The organism is Kitasatospora sp. NPDC059146, assembly GCF_042786665.1.
Taxonomy (GTDB): domain Bacteria; phylum Actinomycetota; class Actinomycetes; order Streptomycetales; family Streptomycetaceae; genus Kitasatospora.
This window is the reverse complement of the sequence record NZ_JBHZCY010000022.1, coordinates 55,487-59,171: the sequence shown is the minus strand read 5'-3', so window position 1 is coordinate 59,171 and position 3,685 is coordinate 55,487. Positions and strand designations below refer to the sequence as shown.

Below are 3,685 nucleotides of genomic sequence, written 5' to 3'. Positions count from 1 at the left end.
CACCCCCGGCACCCCAACCCCGTCACGCCGACCCCGCCACCCCCCCGCGCCACCGCATGTCGCCCCGCCCGACTTCCTGTGCCGCACCGCTGTTGGCGCTACTGGTACCAGTCGTCGCCGCCCTGGGCGAGCGAGCGGCCCAGGTAGTCCCGCAAGTCCCGCGCCACCCACCGGCGGCTGTCGGACTCGTGCTCCCAGACGAAGATGTCCGGACGCACCGGAGTCCGCACGAAGGCGAACTGGTCCCCTCCGCCGTTGTCCCCGAAGAACAGCAGGGCGTCGAAGGGCATGTACAACTCGGCGAAAGAACGGTCGGACCGGAACAGCAGGTTCTGCTCGACGATCCGCTCGACCGGCCAGACGGTGTCCACCCAGGTGCGCCCGATGACCCCGTCGCTCTCCAGCAACAACTCCCCCAGCTCACCGGGCAGCCCGAACCCGAGCCGCCGCTCCGCCTCAGCCAGCGCCGCCACCTGCACGGGCTCCCGGAACCCCACCTCGGAATAGGCCCCAAGAGCCGCTTCTCTCCACATCCCCCGAACCCTACCCAGCAGCCGCCGAGCTTTCCCACGAAGGCGACCTGCACAGACCCCGGGCCTGCAGGTGGGAGGAGAGCGTGGGAAGTCGGCCCGGCCGACTTCCCACGCCAACGCCCCTTCCGTTGCCAAAAGGAACGCTGTCGCTACCGAACTCTCGTGTGGATGTTCGAAGTTGAGCTGGTTTCCAGTACCGGAAACGCTTGCCTCTTGCCTCCCCCGGCTTGACTCGGGAGCATCGTCGTAAGACCGGGCGAGCGAGGAGACATCGTGAAGCTGACGCGGCTTGTGGGTTCCTGTGAAGAGGGCGAGTGTCCGACGCTCTACCTGACGGATCGGGGCAGCCTCGCCGTTCAGGGTGAGCACCTGACCGAGCACGATCTCCAGATTCCGGGTCACGAGAAGCTCGTCGAGATTCCCATGGAACTCATCCGAAAGGCCATCCGTGACAACCTCATCTAGGACCCTGGGGGACTGGTTCTCGGAGTTCGAACGGGAGGCGTTCCGGCTGGAGACGCTGGACGACTACAGCCGGTCCGGCGGAGTGGACGCCTATCATGCCTTCCTCGCAGGCGAGGAGCAGCCGGAAGACTTCAAGAACTCCGGCTGGGTCGGGACTGTGGGCAACGCAGCCCGGGTCGGCAAGCGCATGTACCGGGTACACATTCTTTCGCGTCCGCTCACGGACTACCTCCGGTTCGAACTCAGTTGGGGGTACCTGCGGAACATGGCGGCCGGCGAGGAGTTCTTCATCCTCGACACCACGGACCGGATCAACCCCATCCCCAAGGCGCCGGACTTCTGGCTCTTCGACGACGCCACCGCCGCCGAGATGAGCTACGACGCCAAGGGGAAGTACCTCGGCTCCGAGTTCCACACCGACAACAACCGGATCGCCGAGTTCAAGGCCTACCGCGACCTCGCGATGGCCAACGCCGTCCCGTTCGCGGACTGGTGGGCCGAGCACGGCGAGTGAACAGAACACAGCTCGGGACAGCGCTGCGGGAACTTCGGCAGGCTTCTGGGAAAGAAGCCAAAGCCGTGGCCCGTGGCGCTGTCATGTCCCCGAGCAAGCTGAGCAAGATCGAGACCGGCAAGGTGTCGCCGACCGTCGTTGATGTGGAGCGGATCCTCACGGCCATAGGCGTCTCCGACGAGGTCAAAGCCGAGTACATGGCTGCGGCCAGAGCCGATGCGACGGAGGCGACGGCATGGCGCCTGATCCGCCGCCTGGGGTATCACCGCAAGCAGCAGCAGATCAAAGCCCTGGATGACTCCACGGACATGATTCGGGTCTTCCAGCCGTCACTCGTTCCCGGATTGCTCCAGACTCCTGAGTACATTCGGGCCGTGTTCGCGAGAACGGGAATCGGCGGCGAGCAGTTGGATCGAACGGTGGCGGCGCGGATCGCAAGGCAGCAATCGCTCTATGAGACAACCAAGACGTTCAGGTTCGTCATCACCGAGTCGGTTCTTCGGTGGCGCTTCGTGCCGGACGTCATGATGGCAGGTCAGCTCGACCGGATCCTCTCCGCCTCTCGGCTGCCCCATGTCGATGTCCGGGTCGTACCGCTGGCGGTCAGACAGTTCGACGTGCCGTCGCACTCCTTCGTCATACGCGACGATCGCATGGTGACGGTCGAAACCATTCATGCCGAGATTTCTGTCACCGATCCTCGTGACGTCGAGCTCTATATCCGCAAGTTTGAAGGATTCGCCGAAGCGGCCTTTGCCGCTGACGAGATGCGTCGTGCCATCGAGATCATTCGAGATGATTTCTTGTGGCGCCAGGAACCCTAGCTGCAGTAATCCCTTCCGGAGGTTGGCGTGGCCGAAGTGCCTGGGTTGACTCAGACGACCAACGCGGAGTGGCAGGACGGCAAAGCCGTGCGCCGGACGGGGGTGGACACCAAGCAGCTGGAACTGTCGGCCCTTGAGCGGGACTTCCGTGAGTTTCGCTACTTCCTGCCGACGATGATCACCGGGTTGCTCGCGACACCGGAGTACGCGAGGGCCAGCGTGGCCCCGTTTCCGGGTGATCATTCGAAGGTTGTCGCCAAGAAACTGGAGCGGCAGGCTGTACTCCGTGATTCCTCGAAGTGCTTCACCTTCATCCTCACCGAGCAGGCCTGCCGGTGGCCGCTGCTGCCACCGGCGGGCATGGCCGTCCAGCTCGAGCGTCTGGCATCTGTGGCCCGGTTGCCGAACGTTCGGCTCGGTGTGATTCCGATGGAAGGCCATCTGCCGCGAGCGCCTCTGAACGTCTTCACCGTCTATGGCGCTGATCTGGCCACTGTCGAGGTCACCACAGGCGCACTCGTCTTTCGCGACCCCGATGATGTTCAGGAGTATCTGAATGACTTCCGAACGTTCGAGGGCTATTCGCTACGGGATGAGGAGGCCTGGACAAAGCTGGCGACGTGGGCTGCCGAGATCCGGGAAATTGCAAGAGGGGCCGCGTCTCCCGGATCGGATATTTGACGGATCAGGAAACCCTGTCCGGAGGATCCCCTGCTGGTCCTAACGTGGTTGCTCGCCGGGCGGAATGAGGCCGCCGGGGAGAGCCGCACGACAAGGAATGCGTCGTGTGCGGCCCGCGATTCGACGAGTGCGCCAACGCGGAGGTACACATGTCCACCACTGTCCTGACCCGGTCGAAGGCCGTTCCGGTCTTCGACCGGGTGGAGTCCCGGCTGCCCATGGGCGTGGCAGGGGCGACGCCCATGCCCGAACTGGACGGCGAGCGCGGCCCGGAGAGCCCGTTCGCGTTCCGGTTCCTCGTTCCGGTCACCGGGGCCGGGGGGATCCTGCCCGCCGACATCGGGTACGACGACGAGACCCAGACCTGCACCTACGAGGGGCTTCCGCCCGGTGTCTACATGACCAGCAGCCCGCCGAAGACGTTCGGCCCCACGCAGCCCACCGGGCAGATGGACGCGCCGGACGACCCCGGAAGCAGCAACGACTGAGATGCCGACCGCCGATGCCGTCCTCGTGCTCACGGGGACGTTCGATCCCACCGCTGATCTCGTGATCGAGGAGCTGAACCGGCGCGGGACCCCCGTCTTCCGGGCGGACACGGCGTGGTTCCCGTCGAGGTTGGCCCTGGCGGCCCACCACGACGGGGCGGCCGGGTGGGGCGGGGTGCT

General features: G+C 65.2%; 6 protein-coding genes. 5 read left to right on the top strand and 1 reads right to left on the bottom strand.

The window, feature by feature from the left end; all coding sequences use genetic code 11:
• Positions 1 to 98: 98 nt before the first annotated feature.
• Positions 99 to 473, bottom strand: a complete 375-nt coding sequence (locus ACFXPX_RS12875; protein WP_375891955.1) for an SMI1/KNR4 family protein — start codon at positions 471 to 473, stop codon at positions 99 to 101.
• A gap of 333 nt (positions 474 to 806) precedes the next feature.
• Between ACFXPX_RS12875 and ACFXPX_RS12870 the strand changes: the two genes are divergently transcribed.
• From ACFXPX_RS12870 to ACFXPX_RS12850, 5 genes are all read left to right on the top strand, one after another.
• Positions 807 to 998 carry a hypothetical protein gene (locus ACFXPX_RS12870; RefSeq protein WP_375891957.1) on the top strand — a complete coding sequence of 64 codons (192 nt, stop codon included), beginning with the start codon at positions 807 to 809 and terminating at the stop codon, positions 996 to 998.
• On the top strand, positions 982 to 1,512 hold the full coding sequence (locus ACFXPX_RS12865; protein WP_380641001.1) for a DUF6879 family protein: 531 nt from the start codon (positions 982 to 984) through the stop codon (positions 1,510 to 1,512). Before ACFXPX_RS12870 ends, ACFXPX_RS12865 begins: the two co-directional genes overlap by 17 nt.
• Positions 1,509 to 2,336, top strand: a complete 828-nt coding sequence (locus tag ACFXPX_RS12860; protein WP_380640999.1) for a helix-turn-helix domain-containing protein — start codon at positions 1,509 to 1,511, stop codon at positions 2,334 to 2,336. The genes ACFXPX_RS12865 and ACFXPX_RS12860 overlap by 4 nt, the downstream gene beginning before the upstream one ends.
• Before the next feature lie 27 nt (positions 2,337 to 2,363).
• Positions 2,364 to 3,017 carry a DUF5753 domain-containing protein gene (locus ACFXPX_RS12855; RefSeq protein ID WP_380640998.1) on the top strand — a complete coding sequence of 218 codons (654 nt, stop codon included), beginning with the start codon at positions 2,364 to 2,366 and terminating at the stop codon, positions 3,015 to 3,017.
• Positions 3,018 to 3,166: 149 nt separating this feature from the next.
• Positions 3,167 to 3,505 (top strand): hypothetical protein, encoded by a 339-nt coding sequence (locus ACFXPX_RS12850; RefSeq protein ID WP_380640996.1) that lies wholly within the window; start codon positions 3,167 to 3,169, stop codon positions 3,503 to 3,505.
• The last annotated feature ends 180 nt before the right edge of the window (positions 3,506 to 3,685 follow it).